This window comes from Planococcus sp. SE5232 (assembly GCF_050686535.1).
GTDB lineage: Bacteria > Bacillota > Bacilli > Bacillales_A > Planococcaceae > Planococcus.
The window spans coordinates 1102478-1124626 of record NZ_JBOGCP010000001.1 but is presented as its reverse complement, the minus strand read 5'-3'; the positions used below and the strand labels follow the sequence as shown (position 1 = coordinate 1124626).

The 22149-nt window shown below is 46.1% G+C and carries 19 protein-coding genes; 9 read left to right on the top strand and 10 right to left on the bottom strand.

Features of this window, described 5'->3' with window-relative positions; translation table 11 throughout:
- Positions 1 to 187 precede the first annotated feature (187 nt).
- Positions 188 to 673, bottom strand: a complete 486-nt coding sequence (locus ACRC6Q_RS05200) for an SRPBCC family protein (RefSeq protein ID WP_223634313.1) — start codon at positions 671 to 673, stop codon at positions 188 to 190.
- Positions 674 to 773: 100 nt separating this feature from the next.
- On the opposite strand from ACRC6Q_RS05200, the gene uvsE reads away from it, so the two are divergent.
- Entirely contained in the window at positions 774 to 1646 is an 873-nt protein-coding gene (gene uvsE, locus ACRC6Q_RS05195) for a UV DNA damage repair endonuclease UvsE (RefSeq protein WP_223634316.1), read from the top strand.
- A 28-nt stretch (positions 1647 to 1674) separates the two neighbouring features.
- On the opposite strand, the gene ACRC6Q_RS05190 is transcribed toward uvsE, so the two are convergent.
- Both ACRC6Q_RS05190 and ACRC6Q_RS05185 read right to left on the bottom strand, forming a co-directional pair.
- Entirely contained in the window at positions 1675 to 2952 is a 1278-nt protein-coding gene (locus ACRC6Q_RS05190) for a sensor histidine kinase (RefSeq protein WP_223634319.1), read from the bottom strand.
- A 104-nt stretch (positions 2953 to 3056) separates the two neighbouring features.
- A complete protein-coding gene (locus ACRC6Q_RS05185) occupies positions 3057 to 3539 on the bottom strand; it encodes a sigma-70 family RNA polymerase sigma factor (protein ID WP_223634322.1) in 483 nt (160 codons plus the stop codon).
- A 239-nt stretch (positions 3540 to 3778) separates the two neighbouring features.
- Between ACRC6Q_RS05185 and ACRC6Q_RS05180 the strand changes: the two genes are divergently transcribed.
- A complete protein-coding gene (locus ACRC6Q_RS05180) occupies positions 3779 to 4249 on the top strand; it encodes a competence protein ComK (RefSeq protein ID WP_223634325.1) in 471 nt (156 codons plus the stop codon).
- 690 nt (positions 4250 to 4939) lie between these two features.
- Here the strand turns inward: ACRC6Q_RS05180 and ACRC6Q_RS05175 are convergent.
- Entirely contained in the window at positions 4940 to 5461 is a 522-nt protein-coding gene (locus tag ACRC6Q_RS05175) for a GyrI-like domain-containing protein (RefSeq protein ID WP_223634328.1), read from the bottom strand.
- A gap of 277 nt (positions 5462 to 5738) precedes the next feature.
- Here ACRC6Q_RS05175 and ACRC6Q_RS05170 point away from each other — a divergent pair, with 277 nt between their 5' ends.
- Complete coding sequence (locus ACRC6Q_RS05170; protein ID WP_431465997.1) at positions 5739 to 6557, top strand: TetR/AcrR family transcriptional regulator; 819 nt, start codon at positions 5739 to 5741, stop codon at positions 6555 to 6557.
- An 18-nt stretch (positions 6558 to 6575) separates the two neighbouring features.
- Positions 6576 to 9773: an efflux RND transporter permease subunit gene (locus ACRC6Q_RS05165; protein WP_431465996.1), complete on the top strand. Its 3198-nt coding sequence runs from the start codon at positions 6576 to 6578 to the stop codon at positions 9771 to 9773.
- Positions 9774 to 9975: 202 nt separating this feature from the next.
- Here ACRC6Q_RS05165 and ACRC6Q_RS05160 read toward each other — a convergent pair whose 3' ends face one another.
- Both ACRC6Q_RS05160 and ACRC6Q_RS05155 read right to left on the bottom strand, forming a co-directional pair.
- Positions 9976 to 10161, bottom strand: coding sequence for a putative peptidoglycan binding domain-containing protein (locus tag ACRC6Q_RS05160; RefSeq protein ID WP_431465995.1), 186 nt, complete (start codon positions 10159 to 10161; stop codon positions 9976 to 9978).
- Positions 10143 to 10862, bottom strand: coding sequence for a DUF1028 domain-containing protein (locus ACRC6Q_RS05155; protein ID WP_431465994.1), 720 nt, complete (start codon positions 10860 to 10862; stop codon positions 10143 to 10145). The genes ACRC6Q_RS05160 and ACRC6Q_RS05155 overlap by 19 nt, the downstream gene beginning before the upstream one ends.
- A gap of 284 nt (positions 10863 to 11146) precedes the next feature.
- Here ACRC6Q_RS05155 and ACRC6Q_RS05150 point away from each other — a divergent pair, with 284 nt between their 5' ends.
- Positions 11147 to 12340, top strand: a complete 1194-nt coding sequence (locus tag ACRC6Q_RS05150; RefSeq protein ID WP_223634336.1) for a LysM peptidoglycan-binding domain-containing protein — start codon at positions 11147 to 11149, stop codon at positions 12338 to 12340.
- A gap of 71 nt (positions 12341 to 12411) precedes the next feature.
- Here the strand turns inward: ACRC6Q_RS05150 and ACRC6Q_RS05145 are convergent, their stop codons facing one another.
- Positions 12412 to 12969 carry a DUF4126 domain-containing protein gene (locus ACRC6Q_RS05145; RefSeq protein WP_223634339.1) on the bottom strand — a complete coding sequence of 186 codons (558 nt, stop codon included), beginning with the start codon at positions 12967 to 12969 and terminating at the stop codon, positions 12412 to 12414.
- Between the two features lie 210 nt (positions 12970 to 13179).
- On the opposite strand from ACRC6Q_RS05145, the gene ACRC6Q_RS05140 reads away from it, so the two are divergent.
- Positions 13180 to 14358 carry a processed acidic surface protein gene (locus tag ACRC6Q_RS05140; protein ID WP_431465993.1) on the top strand — a complete coding sequence of 393 codons (1179 nt, stop codon included), beginning with the start codon at positions 13180 to 13182 and terminating at the stop codon, positions 14356 to 14358.
- A gap of 2 nt (positions 14359 to 14360) precedes the next feature.
- Positions 14361 to 15023 (top strand): class D sortase, encoded by a 663-nt coding sequence (locus ACRC6Q_RS05135; protein ID WP_431465992.1) that lies wholly within the window; start codon positions 14361 to 14363, stop codon positions 15021 to 15023.
- 55 nt (positions 15024 to 15078) lie between these two features.
- On the opposite strand, the gene ACRC6Q_RS05130 is transcribed toward ACRC6Q_RS05135, so the two are convergent.
- Both ACRC6Q_RS05130 and ACRC6Q_RS05125 read right to left on the bottom strand, forming a co-directional pair.
- Positions 15079 to 16515, bottom strand: coding sequence for a trypsin-like peptidase domain-containing protein (locus tag ACRC6Q_RS05130; RefSeq protein ID WP_431465991.1), 1437 nt, complete (start codon positions 16513 to 16515; stop codon positions 15079 to 15081).
- A gap of 357 nt (positions 16516 to 16872) precedes the next feature.
- Entirely contained in the window at positions 16873 to 17280 is a 408-nt protein-coding gene (locus ACRC6Q_RS05125) for a hypothetical protein (protein WP_431465990.1), read from the bottom strand.
- A 320-nt stretch (positions 17281 to 17600) separates the two neighbouring features.
- Here ACRC6Q_RS05125 and secA2 point away from each other — a divergent pair, with 320 nt between their 5' ends.
- Together secA2 and ACRC6Q_RS05115 are read left to right on the top strand one after the other, a co-directional pair.
- Positions 17601 to 19967, top strand: coding sequence for an accessory Sec system translocase SecA2 (gene secA2, locus ACRC6Q_RS05120; protein WP_431465989.1), 2367 nt, complete (start codon positions 17601 to 17603; stop codon positions 19965 to 19967).
- Positions 19964 to 20860: an accessory Sec system S-layer assembly protein gene (locus tag ACRC6Q_RS05115; RefSeq protein WP_431465988.1), complete on the top strand. Its 897-nt coding sequence runs from the start codon at positions 19964 to 19966 to the stop codon at positions 20858 to 20860. The genes secA2 and ACRC6Q_RS05115 overlap by 4 nt, the downstream gene beginning before the upstream one ends.
- Positions 20861 to 20965: 105 nt before the next feature.
- On the opposite strand, the gene ACRC6Q_RS05110 is transcribed toward ACRC6Q_RS05115, so the two are convergent.
- Positions 20966 to 22090: an IscS subfamily cysteine desulfurase gene (locus ACRC6Q_RS05110; protein ID WP_431466322.1), complete on the bottom strand. Its 1125-nt coding sequence runs from the start codon at positions 22088 to 22090 to the stop codon at positions 20966 to 20968.
- Positions 22091 to 22149 lie beyond the last annotated feature (59 nt).

Here is a 22149-nt window from a genome sequence, read left to right as displayed (position 1 = left end):
TTTAGCTGATTTTACCAAGCAAAGCGCTGCTCGTCCTGTCTTTTTGTGCTGACTGCAGACAGCATAAAACCCCAGACAGTAAAAAACGTTTGTAAGTGCATCAAAGCACTGTACAAACGTTCACAATTTACCAATGAATTGACTTTTGTTGAATTAAAGGCAAACATTTTAGAATCCACATTGCAGCTTATTCAAACGAAACCCGCATGCTTTCAAAAAGTCGCTTGTATTCCGGATACCAATGTTCCCATTCCAATGTCCGCTCAATTCCTTTTTTGTCAAGAAGGGCTTGAAGGACATCCAGGCAGACATGCCAACCCGCTACATCTTTCGGCGTATGGTCGGTGAGTGTCTGGATCGTTTCCACCAGCTTGAGCCGGGTTCCGCCTTCTTCCGGTGTAAGTTCGAACAGGACATGATCTTCGCCCCATTCAAACCCCAAACGTTCTCTTTCCTCATAATCCGTGATGGCCATTTTCTCGAAATTGCCATGCCCCATGTCAAATGTCAGGTAGCCATCTTTGCCAGATTGCTCTATCTGCAATCCTGCAAACCACCGATGAATCTTCTGATTGTCTGTCAGCATCTGCCAAACCTGTTCCGGTTCATGAGCCAGTTTCCGATCAAATACCGCTGTATATCCTTGTTGAGTTCGGGTGACCTCTGCAATCATTGGAATTCCTCCTTATTGGATTATTACTATACTTATACCCGAACAGGAGGAATGCAATCCGTTCGAGATGGGTATAATAAGAGCGAGGAGTTGAAGCAACATGAGATTAGGTTATGCCTGCATGAACACTGAATTGAAAACGATCTTCAGAACCTTGCGTGTAGCGACTGCAGAAGCGGAAGGAACTGGAAAGATAAAGGAATTGACGATGAAGAATTTCGAGACCACACTCGAAATCCTCCGTTGGAACCTGGAAAACGATATTTATTTCTACCGTGCATCCAGCTCGATCGTCCCACTATCCACCCATCCGATAAATGACTGGATCTGGTGGGAAGATCCAGAAGTACGGGCTATCACAGACGAAATCCGCTCAATTGTCGAAACACATGAGATGAGGGTATCTGTACATCCTGGCCAATACACTGTACTTAATTCACCAAAACCGGAAGTGGTACGAAAATCGATTGAAGACCTTGAATATCACGACAAACTGATTCAGCTGCTAGGCGGCTCGGATATCATCCTCCATACCGGTGGCGCATATGGTGATAAAGAAGCAGCCAAACAGCGTTTTGCGGAAGCTTACCTGGCATTGTCCCCAACCATACGCCAGCGGCTTCGATTGGAAAATGATGATAAGACCTTTACTGTCAGAGATGTTCTGGACGTCCACGCTGTATGCGGAGTGCCTGTCTGCTTTGACATCCATCATCACAACTGCAATAACGACGGCACACCGGTCGATTATGCAGAAATCCTGAAAACCTGGGAAGGCTACGGCACACCCAAAATCCATATCAGTACAGGCAAAGAAGGTTTTACAGATCTTCGCCATCATGACCTTGTTTCTGAAACGGACTTCAATGAATTATTGCTCCTACTCGGCGACACGGATGCGGACATCATGTTCGAAGCCAAACTGAAGGAGCAGTCTGTGCTTCCTTTTGTACGCCAATTATTGCGTAAATAAAACAGCAGTCTCCGCGGAGACTGCTGTTTTATTTATTTTCTGAGTTCGCAAGATTTGGGAATTCCAAGGTGAATTCCGTACCTTTTCCTTTTTCCGAGTCAACCAGGACTTGGCCATTCATTTGGCTGACGATGCTGTAAGTGACCATCAATCCAAGTCCGGTGCCTTTGATTTTATTTGAAAAATAAGGTTCTCCTAAGCGCTGCACTTCTTCTTTCGTCATACCGACACCTTTATCCGTCACTTCTACCCAAACTTTGGCAGGAGATGACTTCACTGAAATTGAAAGTGTCCCTCCATCTGGCATCGCTTCTATGCCATTCCGGATGATGTTGACCAATGCCTGCTGAAACTTATGGCGATCAACCAGGATTTCAACCGTTTCATCCATTTCAGCAAAATGCACTTCCACATCTTTTCCCGTGGCATATGGTGCCATGATTTTGAGGACATGACGAACTTCAGGAGCGACAGCAGTTGGCTCAAGCTGCCCATAAGTCGGCTTGGCATAGACAAGATAATCATCGATCAAATCTTCTGCAGCATTGATTTCCCTTAAAATCAGGTCATGAAACTCCACTTGTTTTTCACGGCTGTATTCGTATTCTTTCATCAGCTGAATAAAACCTTTAATGCTCTGCAAGGGATTTCGCAGTTCATGCGAGACCGCTGCAGCAAAATGGCTGACTGTCTCCATTTTTTCATGCTTCAGCAGAGAGTTATACATATATTCCTGTCTTTGCATATGTTCGATCAGCAAAGCCGTCAAAACGATGATTGTTCCCTGGTTGATCATCAGCATCACCCAAATTCCGATGATGTCGTGAAGGGGATCCCCAAAGAAGAAAGCACCTGCAAACATATTGAACAACAGCGAGACTATCGAAATGCAAAATACCAGCGCGATTTTCCCCAGCCGGTTGATGCGCATATACAAAGGCCGCAGAAATGGCACCCCGGCAGCGATGACAAATTGATTGAGGATCGCGATGTACATCCCATCCCCGCCGATAAAAATCCGGCCAATAGAGGATACAAGAAAAAGCATGGCCGAAACAATCGGACCGCCGTAGAGAGCTCCGACGATCATGGGTACTTGACGCAGGTCGAAAATATATTGGTCTGTCAAAAATTGATAGGGAAACAGCATACATAAAATAATTGAAATCGAAAAAAGAACGGTCATTGTAACGCGATGGCTGACGAAAAAATTTCGTTGGCCCGCTGTCGCCAGCATCTGATAGACGATGATTGGAAATATGATGAAAAAGATATTATTGATCATGCCTGTCATCATTGCTTCCATAGATGTCACCCTCATTTCTTTCCACTGCGTCATTCATTATACAATCCGAATTTATTCACTACCACCTTTTTCTCTATTCTCTTCCGTGCAATTGGTTTGACTTCTTATTCCTTAAACGGATGGACAGTCGTATCTTTCAGCTTCTTCAACAGCCGCTCACGTCTTTTCTTCATCCCCGCAAGTGAAATATTTTCCATAATGGCCAGTTCCGGAAGGCTGCAGCCTTTTACATACAGTGCTTCCAACAGCCGTTTTTCCTGCCCATTCAATTTACTCACTTCCAGCCACTCAGGCAGACCATCCACCATTTCTTCCCTGTCTTCCTCCTGGGCCCCAGTGCCTTTGTGGGGTAGTTGATCATTCCTTTTGGTTTCGCGCTTCAACTCATCAAGCATCGCTCCTTGGATACTGCGGTACGCAAAAGGGGTGAAATTTCCTTTTTCATCTTCAAAACGCTCCCACGCCTGCCATAGCGCGATAGTGCCGATTTGACGAAAGGTATCGTAATCACGGTAAATATGAAGCTTGCGGATAACCGCAGAAATCATCGGCGCATATTTTACAGCCACTTCTTCAAAGTCTTTCATGATCGTATCCTTCTGAACGTTCGTTTATTCCCGGGTACGTTCAGATTAAGATAAGAAGAGACTTGTATCCACTTGCTCAATAGGTCATTTGTCGTTATAAAAACTGAATACAAAGCTGACGCACAGTTTGTATGACCTAGGTAATTGTCAAAACAGTATCTATTTTCAGAAATATAGATTGCTTCACAAACTTGCGAATGGTAGAATTTTCATGTGTTGAGAAAGGGGAGCTCGTGACAGTGAAGAAGTATCATGAGAATTTAATTGATCGTTCGGTGTTGTTTGTTGAAAATTATTTTGAAACGGAGCGAAAGTCCAAAATTGTAACAAAGGATGGCGTTTTGTATTCCCAAGACTCGGTTCTGACCTTAATCGATAAGGCATGTATGATGTTTGCGTCGACATACGAAGGCCGAGTGAAAGCCACGCGGCATAATCTCAAGCAGCATCAAAAAACAACACTTCTCATCTCGGAAGATGGATTGGCCGCCTATCCCACCAAGTCTCCTGATAAACCTGACTGCGTCTGGATCTTCAACCATCATTACCGGCTGGAAGCAATAGCCCCAAACAGGACGCGTATCCTGTTTGACGAATTCAATGTTTCGACAGAGGTCAATGTCTCTATTGGCATCCTGCAAAAACAGCGAAGCCGAATGTATGAAATGATGTATTATTACTCAGACGTCCGCGAAAGAAATAGGTACTGACGCCACAAGTTAAGACACCTCTCTCTGCACTGGCTTGAAGGCCAATGCAGAGAAAGGTGTCTTTTTTATGTGTTTTAACTATGCGGGGGTGTTTGTTGCGGCTAGATGGCTGTCTGCGCTTTTCTTATTGCCTAGCTTCAACGGCCAATTCCTCGGGTTATAAGCCACTCTGGTGTCTAGTTCAGCGCCTAGCTCTTCGGGTCATAAGTCAACCCAGCTGTGTGGTAAAAAACGCCACTTCGCCGGGCTTCCTAAAACCTTATTGCTCCTGCAGCACTCTGTGCTTCGTCGCAAAGAGATGGCTCAAACTATCTTTGAGCCATCTCTTGCCTGTCAGAGCTAAACAGGCACTTCTACTTTTCGTGCTGTGCGGCTGAAAACACGCTGCTTCGCCTGATCGTCTTATTCCTTTCGGAGCTGAACGGCTGCCTTCGCTTTTCTTTATGTCCAGACTCCGGCAGCCAGCCCCTCGAGTCGCTTCACCCTTCCCAGCAATGGCAAAGAACGCCATTACCAGGAAGGCTTCCAGCGCTTGTCGGAGCTACATGGCTGCCTTCGCTTTTCTTTATGTCCAGACTCCGGCAGTCAGCTCCTCGAGTCGCTTCACCCTTCCCAGCAATGGCAAAGAACGCCATTACCAGGAAGGCTTCCAGCGCTTGTCGGAGCTACATGGCTGCCTTCGCTTTTCTTTCAAGCAGCATCATCCCTCATCAACAAAAAAGCGATTTCGATGGCCCAGTTGTTTAAATCAGCTTCTATCTCCGGCTCGGATACATAAAATTCAAAACGGCCGTTCCAGATTTCATCTTCCCCTTCCCACCGTTTATCGATGTCCAAGCCTTCCTGTACCGCCCATTGCTCCAGTGCATCAAGGGATTTATCCAGGTTGTCGGGGTGCCCTTTGTGCAAAGCGGATAAATAGGAACCGCCGGGTATATAGCTTGCCATCACACGTTGATCCCCTGTCACCATCCGTTTCACCGGTACCCCGACTTCCATCTTGTACTTTCCTTCTGAATCGCCCATGCACCAATAACGGAAAAATGGAGCTCCTGCGGGTTTAATCCCTTTCGCTTTCAGCCAGTCAAACAACTCTCCCACGAGCCCGTTGACTTCTTCCCAGTCCGACAGCCCCGCCAAAATCGGAATTCCGACGTAGGGTTGTTCTGTCCGTTCCTCAACAAATGGTTCACTGATATATTTCTGCACCATCCATCCCACTCCTCTGTATCCGAATCAAGCTACTACTAACTAGTATTCTATACCCGCCGAGACATTCCTTTAAATCGTCTCTGGAAATTTCGGGAAGCTCCAATCCTTAAAGGCTTCTTCTTTTATCAGCTGCAACATTCGACGGAGTTGAAAGCCAGCCATGAAATTGACACAAATTCTGAAGCTCTTCAAATTGACTTTGCCTAAGCTAAACTATAATCTGTAACAAGTGACTGACCGGTCACTATACATGACCAATTGGTTTAGGAGGGCTCTAATGGACAAAAGAACCGAAATAATGAAGCAGGCTGTGCACTTGTTTTCTTTGAAAGGCTTCCATCAAACATCTGTTCAGGAAGTAGCGCAAGCCGTCGGCATTTCCAAAGGTGCTTTCTATAAGCATTTCGATTCGAAGGAAAATATGTTTGTCGAAATTTTAAAGCAGTATCATGATGAAATCTCGACAGAAATTGCCAATTTCCAGCAGGTCCCCGGTTCCGACTCCAAAGATGTCTTCAAAAAGAAACTTGAGATTGAGATTGAACGGACCCTCTCCAATCAGGAATTTTTCATGATGGTATTCAAGGATTTACCGCTCAGTGACAGCGAAAAGTTGAGTTCTTTGTTCGGAGAACTGCGGCAGTCGACCATCACCCTGCACAAAACCATCTTGTTGGATACTTATGGAACGGATATTGAACCGTTTCTGCCCGATTTGGTGACGGTACTTGAAGGATTGATGCAGCAGTACATCATTACGCTGGTGATCGAGAAAAAGCATGTACAGATTTCAAGACTCGTCAATTTCATCACAGCTACCATTGATGCAGTAGTCGACAAATTAGAAACGATGGAACCAGTATTGACCGAGGCGCGTTCTCCGGCCGCGACGATGGAAGAAAGCTTTCAACAAGTTGCTGAAAAGATAAAAGCCTCTGAAGCAGATCCGGAAAAATTGCTGGCTTCACTAGATTTGCTGAAAGAGCAAGTCGGTAAAGAAGAGCCGCAGGATTTTCTGATTGAAGCTTTGCTGGTCTATCTGAAACAACATCCTACCATTAAGAATGAAGTCATTTACCTGGAGAATTTTATTTAACTTAAAGGAGCCAAGAACTTGAAGAAAATCATTGATTTTTCCCTAAATAATAAATTTGCGATATGGATTTTGACCATTATGGTCGTTGTTGCCGGCCTATATGCAGGATTGACGATGAAACAGGAATCCATTCCAAGCATCACTTTGCCTGCTGTAACTGTCGTCACTACCTACCCGGGTGCTGCACCTGACGAAATCATGGAAGAAGTCACCATTCCGATGGAACAGCGCATTCAAAATATGAACGGCGTCGAGCTGATGACATCCACATCGATGGCAAATGCCTCCACCATTCAAGTCCAATACGATTTTGATGTCGATATGGACGAAGCGACCCGCGAATTGGAAGATGCTTTATCCCAAATTTCGATTCCCGAAGCAGCCAATGAGCCACAGGTTTCCCGCCTCAGTTTGGATGCCTTTCCTATCCTGACATTGAGCATCAGCAATTCGGGTAGTTCACTTGAAGAGTTGACAGCCACTGTTGAAGACAATGTGCTGCCCGCCCTTGAAGGGGTATCCGGTTTGTCCGATGCACAGGTTTCCGGCCAGCGCGTGCAGAAAGTCACCATGGCCTTTGATCAGGAAGCTCTTGCACAATATGGCTTGACTGAAGAAACGATCCAACAATTGATCCAAGGTTCGAAGCTGACCTTCCCACTGGGATTGACGGAATTCGATGGAGAACTTAAAAACCTGGTCATCGATGGCGATATCACATCTGTCGATGATTTGAAAAACCTGCAGATTCCAGCGATCCCTCAAGCAGCAGCTGCTGCTCCAGGCGAAGTACCTGCTGCTGCTGCGGGTGCCGAGGATCCTGTTGCTCAAGCTTCGGCTGCACCTGATGCCGCTGCGGGCGCACAGCCCCCTTCTGCTCAGGCACCTGCTGCTGTTCCTACTGCCATTCCTACCGTCGCATTAAGCGAATTGGCGGAGATTGAAGTAGTCAGCGAAGCGGAATCGATTTCACGTACAAACGGTGAAGAATCAATCGGAATCTCGATTGTCAAATCGCCTGATGCCAATACCGTTGAAGTGGTTAATGAGGTCAAAGACATCGTCGCAGATGTCGAGGAAGAGTACGGTTTGACCGTTGCCTCTACTTTTGACCAGGGTGAACCCATTGAGAAATCGGTGGAAACGATGCTCAGCAAAGCGCTGTTCGGTATTTTATTCGCTGTCGTCATCATTTTGATGTTCCTGCGCAGCTTTAAAACGACATTGATTTCGATCATTTCCATCCCCTTGTCGTTATTGATGGCGATTTTCCTATTGAACCAAATGGATATCACCTTGAATATCATGACACTCGGTGCGTTAACGGTCGCCATCGGGCGCGTAATCGATGACTCAATCGTCGTTATTGAAAACATTTACCGCCGTATGGCCTTGCCGGGTGAGAAATTGCGCGGCAAAGAATTGATCCGTGAAGCAACACGTGAAATGTTCCTGCCGATCTTCTCATCTACGGTTGTCACGATCGCGGTATTCCTGCCGCTTGCACTGGTCAGCGGACAAATCGGTGAATTATTCCTGCCGTTCGCTTTGGCAGTCGTCTTTGCCTTATCAGCTTCGTTATTGGTCGCTGTTACCATCGTTCCAATGATGGCGCATTTGATGTACCGCAAGCAATTGCAGAATCTGGGCACTCCTAAATCCACACAAAGAGAGCATAAGCCAGGTAAAATGGCAGCCGGCTATAAACGCATTTTGGAATGGTCATTAAACCACAAAATCGTTACGTTCGGTGGAGCTTCCGTAGTCCTTGCGGCAAGTTTGTTCCTGATCCCGGTGATCGGTGTCAGCTTCCTGCCTGAAGAAGAACAGAAAATGGTCATGGCTACCTACAGCCCGGAACCTGGTCAGACGCGCGAAGATGTTGAAGCCGTTGCACTTGATGCAGAATCTTCCATTGACGGACGCGAAGGCGTTACCTCATACCAATATTCGCTTGGCGGAGGAAATCCGATGGCGGCAATGGGCGGAGGCGGAGATAATTCCGCGTTATTCTATATTGAGTATGATGATGAATTTGAAGCATTCAGTGACGAAAGCAAAAAACTGATTGAAGAATTGAACGGCTCCACTAAATCCGGAGAATGGGCAAGCCTGGACTTTGCTGCTATGGGAGCAAGTGGCCTGGAAATGTTCGTCTACGGAGACAACGTGGAAGATATCCAAACCGCAATCGATGAAATCCAGCCATTCATGGAAGATAACGATGGCCTGGAAAATACAGAATCCAGTTTGACTGAAGCTTATGACCAATTCACATTAGTGGCCAGTCAGGAAAGCTTGAGCGAAAGCGGCTTGACCGCAGCTCAAATCGGCATGGCGTTAAGTGGAGTCGGTGAAGCACCGGTGTTAACCACTGTCACGAATGAAGGCGAAGAGCTTAATGTCTATATCGAAACAGAAGAAACCGAGTATGCCGGGATTGATGATGTAACGGATGTAGAAATCCCGACCGCACTTGGAACGACGGTTACCGTTGGTGACGTCATGGAAGTGGAAGAAGGCAAATCGCCGGATACCATCAACCGCAGAGATGGGCAGATGTATGCTTCCCTGACTTCAGACGTCCTCGGCAACAATGCTGCTGAAATCACGGCTGATATCGATGGGCAGGTTGCAGAACTTGACCTGCCGGCTGGTGTATCAACTGACCATGGCGGCGTGACTGAACAGATCAATGAATCATTTACACAGCTTGGCCTGGCCATGCTTGCAGCCATAGCGATCGTTTACTTTGTACTGGTTGTCACTTTCGGCGGCGCACTCGCTCCGTTCTCCATCCTGTTCTCGTTGCCATTCACTGTAATCGGTGTTCTGGTAGCCTTATGGATCACAGGAGAAGCCTTGAGTGTCAACGCATTGATCGGCGTCTTGATGCTGATCGGAATCGTTGTCACCAATGCTATCGTCTTGATTGACCGGGTCATCCACATGGAGAAAGCGGGATTGACGACACGTGAAGCCCTTCTTGAAGGCGGCGTTACACGTCTGCGCCCGATCCTGATGACCGCTTTGGCTACAATCGGTGCGTTGATTCCGCTTGCCATCGGCGTTGAAGGCGGAGGCGGCGGATTGATTTCCCAAGGCCTCGGCATCACAGTGATCGGTGGATTGATCAGCTCTACTTTATTGACCTTGGTCATCGTACCGATCGTTTATGAAGTCGTGTCAAAATTCCGCAAGAAACAAGTCAACTAAATTTGTTGTGAAAGAAATTCAGGCAGCTCATTCGTGAGCTGCCTGTTTTTTTATGTATTTTTGGGCTGTCCGCACCTTATTCGGCCGTAACCGCACCTCAAATGGTGAATTCCGCACCTCGACGCCCCATAACCGCACCCCAAACGCTAAACTCCGCACCTCGCATAAAAATAGGCCGGTCTAATTGAACCGGCCTTTGCCATTATTGCTTTTTCAAATATTCAAGTACCGCTTCATCAATAAAGGCATCTTCCGACCAATGATCATCGAAGTTCTCGCGCAGCATAAAAGTTTTTAACGCTTCTTTCACGTTCGCATCATAGCTGTTGTGGGCAGCCGGCTCCAATAGACCGATTTTACCCAATTGCTCTACGACTGCTTCGAACACATCTCCTTCGATAGCCAGCCGATAGCCAGCTTTCCTTCTGATGGCGCAGCATACATTTTATGCAGCTCGTACAGCCGCTGCAATTCTTCAATCGGCTCCGGATGGTCATCAACGCGCAAATCGACTTTGACATCATTATAGCCGCCATACCCCGCGCCTTTTTGCAGCACATAAACAGCAGCCGACTGCTTGCCTCGGCTATCCCCTCCTGCGTGTTGAGCTGCGGCTATAGCTGCCAGCATGCGTTCGGCAAGCGTACCCTCCGATTCTTCAAAAGCTCTGCTCATTTCGCTGACGGTTTTCTCGCTGACGAGGATGTTTCCTTGGCAGGAGTGGTGCTTCCCTACTTTGTGCCCTGCCCAGTCGTAGCATTCATGTCCTGTATACGCACTCGCTTCACCATCCGAGTTGATGACAGCAACCTGACGCAAGCTTCTGCCGGGATCGTCGGCGACGAGTTTGTCGATCACTTCCTCAGGCGTCAAGCCTTTCTCCAACAGTTTCAAGCCTTCGGGCCCAAAAGCAGTATTCGCCCAGGATTGAGTGGCAACCGCTCCTACATTCGCTTTCGCCCATGGTACGACTGACCCGACTGCCAAAAACTTCGATTGGACCGCTACTCCAACTTCTCCTGTTTCCGGATCGGCGGCGACAATTGAAAATGTCGCGACTAACTTATCTTCATGTATGCTGTTCTTCATTTAACATCCCCCTTTTCTCTAGTTTAATCAAAACGTACAGAAAGTTAAATCCTTGAACTTTGTGACTAAACGAACTTGGTTATGTAATCAAATCCAATAATCCCAGAAATCATATAAACTATTTTTTCAGATTTAAATGATACTTTTTACACACACACATGGTATAATAGGATTATAAAAATCGAGTAAAACCCCACTCTCCACCCCTTGGTTTAATCTCTAATCGAGTCCCTCATACATACGCTGGAACATACTTCAGCGCACTAAATGAAGGGGTGAAAAAGATGCTCTCTAAATGGATTAAAGTCGCAGCAGCCATGTTACTGATCCTATTTACCGTATTGTCTTTCTCCAGCCAGTCACAAGCAGCTAGCTCCACCTATGTCACCAAAGGCAACACTGCCAGCAAAGTGGTCGCCCTCACTTTTGATGACGGTTCAGACGGCACGAACATCAACAAAATCTTGGATGTCCTGTCTGCCAATAATGTCAAAGCGACGTTCTTTCTTACAGGATCCGGTGCCAAAAATCACCCTTCCTGGATCAAGAACATTTCAGCCAAAGGCCACCAGCTCGGAAACCACTCCTATTCGCATCCTGATTTTACGAAACTCTCCGCTGCTAAGATAAAAAGTGAACTTGCTAGTACGGAAACGACCATTAAAGGTATAACCGGAAAAACGACCAAGCCAATTTTCAGAGCTCCATTCGGCGCATCCAACGCCTCTGTTCTTAAGGCAGTGGGCGATGCCGGGTATACCCATACCATTCAATGGAATATCGACACCGTTGACTGGAAAGGTGTTTCATCCACCCAAATCACCAATAAGGTCATGAACAATATCGTGCCAGGATCCATCGTGTTAATGCACACCGGAGCCGGAGCATCCGGAACTCCTGGTGCATTGCCGGGCATGATCAGCAAATTGAAAGCCCAAGGGTATAAATTCGTCACCGTCTCGGAAATATTGAACCTGTCTTCCGCTCCAGTGAGCGGCACCAAGTATACAGTGAAGGCCGGAGACACACTCTATAGCATTGCGAAGAAATACAATGTCACGGTGTCGGCATTGGCTAAAGCCAACAATATCACCAATTACAATCTGATCCGTGTCGGACAGGTGTTGACCATTCCAGGAAAAACCACTACGCCTCCCGCTACATCCGTAAAATACACGGTCAAAGCTGGCGACACACTTTACAGCATTGCGAAGAAATACAATGTCACGGTAGCGGCATTGGCTAAAGCCAACAATATCACCAATTACAACCTGATCCGTGTTGGACAGGTGTTGACGATTCCGGGCAAAACCACTGCACCTCCTGCCACGACCGTAAAACACACGGTCAAAGCTGGCGACACACTTTACAGCATTGCACGCACCTACAATACCACCGTCTCGAAAATTGCGGCGGCCAATAAAATCACCAATGTCAATTCAATTCGTGTGGGGCAAGTGCTGGTAATTCCGAGATAACTGCAGGCTGAAAAACAGCATCACCTTAACCGATAGCAAAAAGGAGCCGGAAGAAAATTTCCGACTCCTTTTTATATAGCTTTCGGTTTGTATAGAAATCTGCGATATAACTTATAGATCATCAATACCATTGCCAGTAGGAAGACAATCGCCAGGATCGGTGCGATGAATATCAGAATGGGGACAAACGTTGCCGTCGCATCTTCTGCTGCAGAGACAGCAGGACTCATCATCGCTGTTTCACTGACACCTTTAACCGCTGTAATCGTTGCATGGGAAGCAGTGGCTACCCCTCCACCCCCGATGATGGCGATGCTCCATTCCAAAAACGGGCTCATGTCCCCGATAAAAGAAGCGGTCAGCAGGATTCCTGCCAAAGCGGCAATCGGAGTTGCAATCATCTTCATGAATGAACCCACAGCCGGAATATAATTGACCGCGACTTCAAAAAGGGTGGCGACAGCAAATGCAATGATCGCCGGCGTGCTGCCGATCCAACTGAATCCTTCTGAAAGCGTCAGCCAGTCCACATGAACAAATATCCCGGTTATCAATAAAGGTGTAAAAATTCTAAAACCCACGGTTGCGCTTAATGCCAGACCGATGGCTATTGCAAGAATGGTTTCCATTACATCAACCTCCATCATTCTTGTTTTCTTCTAGTATACACGACCCAGAGTTCTGCCGGCATGCTCATCGTTTAGTGAATCGCGATCTTAAAGATGGAGAAATCTCTTTCCGAAATCTCCCTCATATAGGTTTTTGTACCCATTCTTTTTCCTGTTATCTAAGACTATAATATTCTAGATATTCCATTTATTACGCGTAGGAGGAAGAAAATGAAGCGTTTAGCCTTATTTTTATTAGTATTAGCAGTTGGGGTCAGTACGATGCCGCTATCAGCGTTTGCCATCAAAGCTGACGATGCACAATTTGACCGTCATTTGACTGAAATCGATTGGAAAAAGCAAGACTACCTCGACTATTTAACCGGCAAAGACTGGTCTTTAGAGGAATTTGAATCTGCAGATGAATTGGGAACTCCTTTAACGGAAGCAGGCATTCAGGCACTGCTCGGTGAATTGGAGATGACCCGCACTGAACTGAACGAGCTGCTTTATGAATATGGAGATCTCGAATACGGACAAGATGTTTTAGAGGGAACTTATTTGATTTTCATAGAAGATGTAAAATTCTTTGTTGAATTTTATTTGGAAGAGTACACAGGAACTCCGATCAATGCGGTAAATCTACAGGAGCTGATGGAGAGATACGGATTCACTTCGGAAACCGAGCTGGAAGAATATCTTCAGGATTATTCTGATTCACTGGCAAACTATGAGTATATCGAAGACTTGGAGTCTTCGCTTCTCTACTATTCCGAAATGGGCGAGTACGGATTCGATACTGAATTTCTCTTCACTGAACTCGGCTTGACGGAAGAAGAAGTGGAAAAACTGATCGCACATCTGGAAACCTTGGATTACGAAGATCCAGACTTTGAAAGCAAATTGGAGCAATTGAGCGACCGTATGGTAGCGGTCGACAATTTTGAAAGTGCTGATGAACTGACAGCAGAACAATTGGCTGAAATTCTGGATATCTACAGCGACATGACGGATTTGTTCGAAATAAGAACCGATCTATATTTCAGTAAAGACGGCCAGAAGGCACCGGTATCCTTAGCGACGCTGCTCACGCTGCAGTCAACTGAAGGTGCTGACCTTTTGATTGAAATCTTTAACCTGAAAGATGTATTCCTGGCGGATATTCTGCTGACTGCCGATATGTTCGGTTCTGAGTTGATCAACGAAACAGGAAAAGATTTAATCACAGTGGAAAATGCCATTGCAACTCCACCCGCGGTACAAAAACCGGTTGCACCTGCCACTCAAACTATAAAAGGCGGAAAACTTCCTGCAACAGCTTCAGATTTCGCTGTAAATTCATTGCTGGGACTGGCTTTGATTTTAGCTGGCATTGGTTTATTCCGTCGCTATAGAGCCCAAGGAATTTAATGATGGTTGACAGATCACAAAAAAGAACAAGCAAAAAACCGCTACTTCTTTTTCTGCCCCTTGTCCTTATTGTGTCCGGCTTATGGTTCAGCACCACCAGCACCGCGACATTTGTAAAAGGCTATCTGCTTTATAAAACAGGGAATGCCGAAGCAACGGTGGTCAGCAGCGAGCCTGCAACACAGCCAATCGAACTTCCGGAAGAGCCTAAAGAACAGGAAAGCAGCGGATCAGGCCCCAATCCCGAATATCCGGAAACTCCGGAAATCGGAGAGCTGATGGGAGAACTGATCATTCCAAAACTGGATGCTGCGTTGCCGATTATCCATGGCACCGACGAAGATGAACTGGAAAAAGGCGTCGGCCATTTTGCTGAAAGCGTATTGCCCGGAGAAAATGACAACTCCGTTTTATCGGGACATCGGGATACGGTATTCCGTGAACTCGGCGAAGTCGGAAAAGGCGATCTCCTGATTGTTAAAACGTACGCAGGAACCTTCACTTATAAAGTTCGGCAAGTACGGATTGTCGACGAAGATGACCGCACCGTGATTGTTCCAAAACCAAAAGCCATCTTGACCGTGTCTACCTGCTATCCATTCGATTACGTGGGATACGCTCCCGACCGGTATATACTGGTGGCTGATTTGATTTCGAGCAAGTAAAAAAGGAATTCCCATTCAACGGGAATTCCTTTTTTTCTCTATTCATTCTGGTAGGCTATTCTTTATTGACGATATCCGAAACATAATAGAAGCCATATTCATCCATGACGATCGTGTACATTTTGCTGCGTTCTTCCACAGACCAGATACCCGCTTCGTTCATCATGTCAAAAGCTTCTTCTGTATGGACCAGAGCGTAATCTTCATAGATTTCGATATCCATGATATCCAGTTTCGTGAAATTGTATTCCATGTTTTTGCCTGAAATATCTGCAATATATTCAGCAATCCCATTGTAGATTTCGCTTTGATAAACGAGCAGATTCTGTACATAGAAAAAATCTTCTTCTTCAAGCGATGTTTCATAATAATATCGGAAATCGCCGATAAACTCACTTAAGTTCGCTTCATCGAATTTCATTTCCAAGTCGATGTCGTACTCATAGTCTTCATCTTCATAACCGCTGAAGTCGTCATAAACCTTGAACAAAGCTGCAACTTCTTCTGCTGACATCGGAGCAGTAACCCATTGGGATAATTGCTCATACATCGAATACATCGGAATTGAAAAGCCGATTGAATCGCCTTCTTCAATCACCAGCGAATTGATGCCGATGACTTTACCGGTCGCTGCGTCTACCAATGGTCCCCCACTGCTGCCCGGAGCAATTTTTGCATCGATCTGGTAAATATTTTCGTAGGTGAATTCCTGATAGAAATCCCGGTCAATCCCTGTCAAATAGCCGATTGTTGCCGTATTCTCCATACCTGCCGGGCTGCCCAGCGCGATGACTTCAGTTCCTACATCCGTTGCTTCCATTTCAACTTCCAATGGCGTGATGCCTTCAAAAGCTTCCACATGGATCAATGCAATATCGGATTCATCGGAAATACCGACGACTGTCCCCGGGTGATCCTGCCCGTTGATGTTGCGGACGACTACATCTGTAAATCCGGCTACAGCATGGGCGTTGGTTACCACCATTCCCGTATCAGAGAACAGGAAACCGGACCCTTGTCCGCCCTCAGTCAATATGGTGTAAACTTTTTGCTGCGACTCCTTGATGATAGCTGTTTTTTCTTTCTTCTTAGGCTCTACTTTTTCCGGCTGTTCGGAAGGCGGCACGACGTTTTCCACTTTGGTTACAGTGCCTTCCACTGGTGCATCAGCTGGAACCGTTTCTTCAGGTTCTTCAACTTTTTCCACTTGGCCTTCTTCTGTTTCCGGTTCTTCTTTCACTTCAGGCGTTTCTGGCTCGGGCTCTTTTTCAGCTGCCTGTTCTTCTTCAGGCGGCTCTACAGGCTCTGCTTCCTCTCCCATAAATTGAGCAGATCCGATTCCGACTCCGAGCAAAGTCAATACCAGCACGATGGCGTAGATGAAATTCCTTTTTTTCTTTTTCTTGCTTCTTGTTTGTATCAACGAATGCCCGCAATCCTTACAGAATTTTGCGCCTTCCTCATTTTCTTTTCCACATTTATTACACGTCATGGCTGTACCTCCTGATGGACTAGCATAAATCCCATTAATTTCTTCCATTATAAACCTTATAACGTCAAACAACTACTCAGGGTTGCAAGATGTAACGAAGTCTTCGCATTTGTAATAAATCTATCTATTCAGAAGGTAATTTTATCATAGATAGCAGATTTACAATCAATAAAACCCTCCAAATGTAAAATTTTATTAATTAGACAGTGAAATTTCTATTTTTTATTCACTATAATTGACGCAGTTAAATTCTATATTTTGGTAATCTCCAAACTTAATTTCTTGCCGTGCAAAAAGCGCATAAAAACAGGGAATGCCTATTCGGCATCCCCTGCTAGTTTTGCATTCCGTTACATTTTATTGCTGTTCCACATCAATTCCGACCATTTTCTCCTGAACCGTCAACAGATTCCTAAAGTGATCGGCAACGGCCGGCGACTCTGCTTCTATTTCCTGCGACACCGTGTTCAGTTCCTGAATCAGCCCGTCCAATGTGGACTGATACTGCTGATACTGTTCGAAGCTGATGGTTTCTTCACCATCCAGTTCCTGAATCAGAACTTGAAGATCCTCTTCCAGTTCGGCTAATTGCTTCTCGTAGGGGCCTAATCTTTCCAGAACTCCCGCTCCCGGTTGATAAGATGGCTTTTGTTCTTCAGGTGCCGAAGCTGTCAGTGCCATGTAGGCTTGTGTATCCACTTGCGTCGTCAAAACAAATCCAAGGGCGAGAACAGGAACAGACATTTTCAAAAGCGAAGTTTTCAAATGATCTTCCTCCTTTAAAATGATTAGGCCTTGCATTCAGCTTATCCCATCTTCCGAACGCCGTAATCCCTTTTGCAGGAGTCTTTAGAATTTCTTAATCCTGGCTTTACAAAGCGTACACTATCCTCAATCGCCAAGTTCTTATATAATCAAAATATTATCATCCAGAGCCCTAACCTGAATCGTGTATGCAACCGCTTATCCGAAGCGGATACCCAGCTGGAGACAAGACTTGCCAATCTAAAGTAATGTGGAGTTTACTGGGAAAGTTTGATAAAATAAGCAAGTAGCAGCGGCATAGAAAAAGGAGATTATTATTCATGGTAACGTTATTTAAGCGATCAACTAAAACGAATACAAGACAGTTGAAAAAGTACAATCGGATCGTAGCAGCCATCAATGCACTTGAAGCAAAGTACCAGGCCATGTCCGATGAGGAACTTCAGCAAATGACTGCCATTTTCAAAGACCAAATAAACAAAGGAATCAAAATAGACAAGATTATTCCGGATGCTTTTGCAGTTGTTCGCGAAGCTTCTAAACGGGTGCTGAATATGCGCCATTTCGATGTTCAGCTGATCGGCGGACTTGTGTTAGCCGAAGGCAATATCGCCGAGATGCCAACAGGCGAAGGAAAGACGCTGGTATCTTCCCTTTCCGCTTATACGAGAGCATTGGAAGGAAAAGGCGTCCACATCATTACCGTCAACGAGTATCTGGCGAAGCGGGATTATGACCAGATCGGACAGATCCACCGCTTTCTGGGTTTGTCCGTCGGATTAAATCTTCCGGAAATGCTCAGCGACGAAAAGCAGGAAGCTTATCAAGCTGATATCACCTACGGGGTCGGCACAGAATTCGGCTTTGATTACTTGCGCGACAATATGGCGCCAACCTTACAGGACAAGGTACAGCGTCCTTACCATTACGCGATCATCGATGAAGTTGACAGTGTATTGATTGATGAAGCAAAAACACCGCTCATCGTCGCCGGCAAAATGAAAGCAAGTGCCGAACTTCATCATATCGCTTCGTTGCTTGCGCTTCGCTTTATCGAAAACGAGGATTTTGAATACGATGACGAAACAAAAGCAACTTCGTTAACCGATAAAGGCATCGAAAAAGTGGAAAAAGCCTTTGGTGTCGACAATCTGTATGAGCTTGAACACCAGACGCTTTACCATTACGTCATTATGGCGCTTCGTGCCCGTGTCATGTTTATCCGGGATGTCGACTATATCGTAAAAGATAATAAGATCCTCTTGGTCGATATGTTCACAGGGCGTACGCTTGAAGGCAGAACCTTATCAGACGGTTTGCATCAAGCCATCGAAGCGAAGGAAAAAGTCGAAATCACTGAAGAAAATAAGGCGCAGGCGCAAATCACTATACAGAATTTTTTCCGCATGTATCCTCATCTCTCAGGGATGACCGGTACCGCAAAAACACAACAGAAGGAATTTCGTGAGGTCTATGGCATGGACGTAGTAGAAGTGCCGACCAATAACCCAAGAGCCCGCATCGATTTACTGGACCGGGTATTCCAAACGATGGACCATAAATACAAAATAGTAGCGGAAGAAGCTGCTGAACGCCATCAAACCGGACAGCCCGTTCTTATTGGAACAACTTCCATTCTGCAATCCGAAGCTGTGGCTGCTTACCTGAAAGAGAAAAACCTGGTTTTCCAACTGCTCAATGCGAAAAGCATGGAACAGGAAGTCCATCTGATTTCGCAGGCAGGACAGTTGAACCAGATTACAGTGGCCACCAATATGGCTGGCCGCGGAACAGACATCGTCCTTGGTGACGGAGTTGCAGAACTTGGCGGGCTGCATGTAATCGGTACCGAAAAACATGAAAACCGCAGAATCGACAATCAATTGCGCGGTCGTTCCGGCCGTCAAGGCGATCCAGGTTCATCTCAATTCATCCTTTCTCTTGAAGATGATATGTTTAAACGCTTTGCAAAAGAAGATGTCGAGAAGTTCGAGAAAAAGATGAAAACCGATAAACTCGGAGAAATCACCAATAAAGAAATCCACGAACTGACGGATCGTACTCAACGGATTGTGGAAGGCTCCCACTTCTCCATGCGGGAGTACAACCTCAAGCTGGATGATGTGATCAACGAACAGCGCAAAATCGTCTATGGACTGCGAAACCGTGTGTTGACGGGCCAAGAGAATTTGGAATTGGTGCAGGGCATGGTTCGCGATGCCGCAGATTATGTAATCTCTGAAACACTTCCGGAAGACGATGATATTCAACTGGTCCATCTGGTGTCCATAAAACAAGACTTACAGCATTTGCTGGGCGAGCCCATTTCTGTGCCGGAAAAGGTCAATAAACGGAAAGACATCGATGTTGCGGTCGAACCATATCTTGAAAGCATTTCAGCATTTATCCTGGCTAGCCAGGACGATGAAAAAGTCCTCAGAACCATCCAGCTTGTCATGCAAACGCAAATTGATGCGATGTGGGTGAAGCACCTGGAATCGATGGCTCACCTCAAAGAAGGCATTGGACTGCGCTCTTATCAGCAGGAAGATCCGATGAGAATCTATCAAAAAGAAGGTCTTGAATTATTCGCTGCAAATTTCCAGAACCTGCGCTATTCAATCGCGTCGGAAGTATTGGGATTTTTGCGGAACTTGAATCGTCGTGAAAAGGAGCAGAAAAATTGAGTATTTTTTCTTTTTTCAATAAAACCGATAAAACCGGAAAGGATTCAATCGTCTCCTCTACAGAACTGGGCGAGGTTTCTGACACGAATCCTTCAGAAGCAGAAGATGTCACACCTGCTTTATCCATTTCCGAAAGTTGGGAAATCAGCAAGGAACAAGAATACGTACTGAAATTCCTGTCGAATGATTTGCCGCCTCTGCAGCCAAATCAATTATCTCTTGCAGGCATCGACATTGAAGCGGACCCGTACACGGATGATTGGAACGTCCAGGCATTTTTCCGTTCCTCCCTTGATCGTCCGATCACGATGGAAAAAGCGGAGTTGGTTTTACAGGATGCCGACAAAGAAACCATTGCTTCACAGGAATTCGATTTATCGGAATTAGGTTCCATTCCGCCGCTTTCAAACCGCCCTTGGATCTTTAAATTCAAGAAGGACGCCCTTCAAGTTTCCGAGATCCCTGCAGCTGGGTGGTCACTGGCGTTCAATGTCCAATCCCTTGTTCCCCATGCGGTGGATCTAGACGCATCTTGGGAAAAAGCATTGACAGACAAACAAAAATCAGGCTTAGCCGAACTTGTGAAAAAGTTGCCCGAACTGAAGCCTCAAGAATTGAACATCACTGGTTTTCAGACGAGATTTTCAGAAGACGGCAATTTAGCGGTTTCTGTCTTTATCCGCAATGGCTATTCCAAACAGATTGAATTGGAAAAATTGCCACTGGAGATTTTGGATGCAACCGGATCGTCGATTGTGAAAGGTTCATTCAACTTGGCTCCGCTTGTAGTGAAGGCCAATACCACAAAACCTTGGACATTTATTTTCCCGAAAGAAACACTGCAGGTGAGTAATCCTGATTTGTCGCGATGGACTGCCCGAATACCGCAATAAGAGGGAGTTTTTCATAATTCTTCTCTACCCAAAGAAAGTGGATCCTGTTTATGCGACAGGACCCACTTTTTTTTAGTTATCAAGTGCTGCTTTTCTGCAGACACATCAAAACGATGCTTTTGCCATCGACGTTCCGATCACCTGCAAAAAAGCATCAATATGCTCTTTAGTAGTGTCTGTTGAAAATGAAATCCGGATGAATTTCCGCGCGGCATCCTGTTCAATCCCAATGGCGCTCATAGCGGACATCGCCTCCCCGGCGCCGATTTTGCAGGCGGTTCCCGTTGAAATCGCAATTTGCTGGCGATTGCATTCGAGCATCATCCACTGTCCTTCAACATGCGGCAGGAGCAATCCTTGGATAAAAGGCGATTTCTTCGCTGGATTTCCGGTCAATAAAACTTCTTTCGGAAGCCTGTCCATCAAATGACGCTGCAGCTCTTCAGCATGCAACGCCGCTTCCCGCTGCTCGGCTACCGCTTCCTTCCCCGCAATCGTCGCAGATGTGATTCCCGGCACATCCACAGTTCCTGCGCGGAATCCCTCTTGATGCACCGTGCCTTCATAAACCGATTCCCAGTGGACGCCGGGATCCGCCCAAACGATCCCCACTCCTTTCGGTCCGCCGATTTTATGGCCCGAACAAACAGCGGAAGTGACACCCAGCTGCTCCAGATCCACTGGAATTTTCCCTACAGCCTGGACAATATCACAATGCAGCGGCACCTCTTTTTCTTTTGCATAGGCAGCGCAGTCTGCTACCGGCTGGATGGCTCCCATTTCCGAATTGACAAGCTGAATGACGATTAAGGCCGTTTGGTCTGTGATCAGTTTCCGGTACTGTTCGAAATCGAGGATACCTTCCGCACCAACCGGCACATAACGGATCCGGTATCCTTCCTTCTCCAGTTCATGCAAAACTGTCAGAACAGAAGCATGCTCGAGTGCCGTTGTCACGATTTCCCGTTTGCCTTCGCCCCTTCCCCGCAGCAGCGAGCGGATCGCCAATTGGTTGCCCTCGGAGGCATTGCCCGTAAAATACACGCCCTCGCTCCGGACATTCAGCAATCCTCCCCACATTTTTCGGCATGCCTCCAGCAGATTGTCAGCTGCCGAACCCGCATCGTGCAAACTTTGGGTATTTCCAAAAACCTGTTTGGCAGTCTCTGCATAAGCATCGATTGCTGTTTGGCGCATCGGAGCAGTTGCTGCATTGTCCAAATAAATCATCAATTATCATCAATTCCTTCACAAAGAAGATTTAAATCTTGTAATTACTTTATCTTTAT